Source organism: Streptomyces sp. NPDC054847 (assembly GCF_053610925.1).
The window spans coordinates 1-2465 of record NZ_JBSGZJ010000679.1 but is presented as its reverse complement, the minus strand read 5'-3'; the positions used below and the strand labels follow the sequence as shown (position 1 = coordinate 2465).

Annotated in this window: 4 protein-coding genes and 1 pseudogene; 4 read left to right on the top strand and 1 reads right to left on the bottom strand. The window is 69.9% G+C overall.

Annotated features, from left to right (window positions below; translation table 11 throughout):
- Nucleotides 1–296 (bottom strand): ArsR/SmtB family transcription factor (locus tag ACWGH4_RS34125; RefSeq protein ID WP_453467680.1); only part of this gene is annotated, 296 nt, incomplete at its 3' end.
- A 74-nt stretch (nucleotides 297–370) separates the two neighbouring features.
- On the opposite strand from ACWGH4_RS34125, the gene ACWGH4_RS34120 reads away from it, so the two are divergent.
- From ACWGH4_RS34120 to ACWGH4_RS34105, 4 genes and pseudogenes are all read left to right on the top strand, one after another.
- Nucleotides 371–1003, top strand: a complete 633-nt coding sequence (locus tag ACWGH4_RS34120; RefSeq protein WP_453467678.1) for an arsenate-mycothiol transferase ArsC — start codon at nucleotides 371–373, stop codon at nucleotides 1001–1003.
- A gap of 45 nt (nucleotides 1004–1048) precedes the next feature.
- Entirely contained in the window at nucleotides 1049–1468 is a 420-nt protein-coding gene (locus ACWGH4_RS34115) for an arsenate reductase ArsC (RefSeq protein ID WP_453467676.1), read from the top strand.
- Nucleotides 1465–1674: pseudogene (locus ACWGH4_RS34110) on the top strand (FAD-dependent oxidoreductase); the annotation flags it as partial. The gene ACWGH4_RS34115 and the pseudogene ACWGH4_RS34110, both read left to right, overlap by 4 nt.
- The gene (locus ACWGH4_RS34105; RefSeq protein ID WP_453467674.1) at nucleotides 1625–2428 is read left to right on the top strand and encodes an NAD(P)/FAD-dependent oxidoreductase; all 804 of its coding nucleotides are present in this window, start codon (nucleotides 1625–1627) and stop codon (nucleotides 2426–2428) included. The pseudogene ACWGH4_RS34110 and the gene ACWGH4_RS34105, both read left to right, overlap by 50 nt.
- Nucleotides 2429–2465: the final 37 nt, after the last annotated feature.

The window sequence follows — 2465 nt, the reverse complement described above, 5'->3', positions numbered from 1 at the left end:
CTCTTGTTCTCTGCGGCGGTACGGGCGGTCTCTGCGAGCGCGGCGAACTGACCGGCGAGCTGGGCGATGACGTCGGGACGGAGCTTGTAGTAGGTGAAGCGGCCGCACGGCTCGGTCTCCACCACCCCCGCATCCCGCAGCACCTTGAGGTGGTTGGACAGGTTCGTCTGGCGGGCGCCGGTCTCCTCGACCAGGTGCGTGGTGCACAGAGTCTCGCGGGCGAGCAGGGTCACGATCCGCAGCCTGAGCGGGTCGGCCAGCACCCGGATCAGGTCAGTGTCGACTGACGTCATCATGGGCTGATACTGTCACATCACCCGATGCTGATACCAGCCGGGGCTGACCTACGGCCCGTCGAAAGGGTCTGCCCATGTCTGCCTCCCCGCCCCCTGTCCTGCCCGATGACCGCCTGGCCGCCGGCACGGCCCGCCTGGCCACCCGGCACGCCGGCCGGTTCGCGGTCGAGACAGTGCAAGGCCTGCTCGCCGACTCCTACCGGCGCCTCGCCGAGACCGCGCGCGTCACCACCCACCTGGTGGTGCCAGCCGAGCGCCTCACAGCCGAGCGCCTCGACGCCCTCGCGCACGTCCAGGGGGCGCCGGGCTCGGGCCTGCCGCGGGTGCTGTTCGTGTGCAGCCACAACGCCGGGCGCTCCCAGCTCGCGGCCGCGCTCCTCGAACTGCGGGGAGCCGGCCGGGTCACGGTGTCCAACGCGGGCACGCATCCGGCCGGTGCAGTGGAGCCCTGCATCGCCCAGGTCCTCACCGAGGCGGGCGCCGATCCGGTGGACCCGTACCCGAAACCGTTGACCGACGAGGTCGCCCAGGCCGCCGACATCGTCATCACCATGGGCTGCGGGGATACCTGCCCCCGTGGTGCCCGGCCGCCGCTACCTCGACTGGCCCGTCCCGGATCCCGACGGCGCCCCGGTGGCCGTCGTACGCAACATCCGCGACGACATCGACACGCGCATCACCGAGCTGCTGGCCTCCCTCCCCACTGACCCGACCCGCACCAGCGGTTGAACCACTTCGTGAAGGAAGAACCCATGTCCTCCGCCCCGCTCGCCTCCGTGCTGTTCGTCTGCGTCCACAACGCGGGCCGCTCCCAGATGGCCGCCGGATTCCTCCACCACCTCGCCGGCGACCGCATCGAGGTCCGCTCGGCCGGCTCCGTACCCGCCGACCAGGTCAACCCGGCGGCCGTCGAAGCGATGCGGGAGCTCGGCATCGACATCGCCGACCAGAAGCCCAAGGTGCTCACCACCGAGGCCGTCCAGGCATCCGACTACGTCATCACCATGGGCTGCGGCGACGCCTGCCCCATCTTCCCCGGCAAGAAGTACCTCGACTGGGCCCTCGAAGACCCGGCAGGCAAGGGCGTCGACTCCGTCCGCCCGATCCGCGACGAGATCAAGACCCGCATCGAGGCCCTCATCGCCGAGATCGACGCGCAGCAGGAGGCATGACCACAGCGACGCACACCGACGGCGTGCGCGACGTCATCGTCATAGGCTCCGGCCCCGCCGGATACACCGCAGCCGTCTACGCCGCCCGCGCCCAGCTCAGGCCGCTGCTGTTCGGCAGCTCCATCTTCGTCGGCGGCTCGCTCACCACCACGACAGATGTCGAGAACTTCCACGGGCATCGACGGCCCCGACCTCATGGACAACATGCGGGCCCAGGCGGAGAAGTTCGGCGTCGAAATGATCGACGACGACATCACCGCCGTCGACCTCACCGGGCCCGTCAGGCTGCTGACGGACTCGGCCGGCACCGTGCACCGCGCCAGGACGGTGATCGTCGCAACCGGCTCCGGCTACCGCAAGCTCGGCCTGCCCCGCGAGGAAGAACTGTCCGGCCGCGGCGTCTCCTGGTGCGCAACGTGCGACGGCTTCTTCTTCCGTGATCGCGACATCGTCGTGGTCGGCGGCGGCGACACCGCCATGGAAGAAGCCACCTTCCTCACCCGCTTCGCCCGCTCGGTCACCGTCGTCCACCGCCGCTCCACCCTGCGGGCCTCCAAGGTCATGCAGAACAGGGCCTTCGCCGACGACAAGATCTCCTTCGCCTTCGACAGCGAGATCGCCGAGATCAAGGAATCCAACGGGATGCTCTCCGGCGTCGTCGTGCGCGACGTCCTGACCGGCGCCACCCGCGACCTCGACGTCACCGGACTGTTCATCGCCATCGGCCACGACCCGCGCACCGAGCTGTTCACCGGACAACTCGACCTGGACGACGAGGGCTACATCCAAGTCACCTCGCCCTCCACCCGGACGAACATCCCCGGCGTCTTCGACCACACCTACCGCCAGGCCATCACCGCAGCCGGAACCGGCGCCGCAGCAGCCCTCGACGCCGAGCGCTACCTCGCCGCCCTCGCCGACACCACTTCCGAGCCCCGGACAGCAGCACTCCTGGCCTGACGAATCCACCGACAGGGCGGGCCCGGCACCTTGTGCC

Bases quoted from the DNA above. Each gene is read 5' to 3' on its own strand.
- ACWGH4_RS34105 (WP_453467674.1), top strand. From the start codon at position 1,625: ATGTCGAGAACTTCCACGGGCATCGACGGCCCCGACCTCATGGACAAC.
- ACWGH4_RS34120 (WP_453467678.1), top strand. From the start codon at position 371: ATGTCTGCCTCCCCGCCCCCTGTCCTGCCCGATGACCGCCTGGCCGCC.
- ACWGH4_RS34115 (WP_453467676.1), top strand. From the start codon at position 1,049: ATGTCCTCCGCCCCGCTCGCCTCCGTGCTGTTCGTCTGCGTCCACAAC.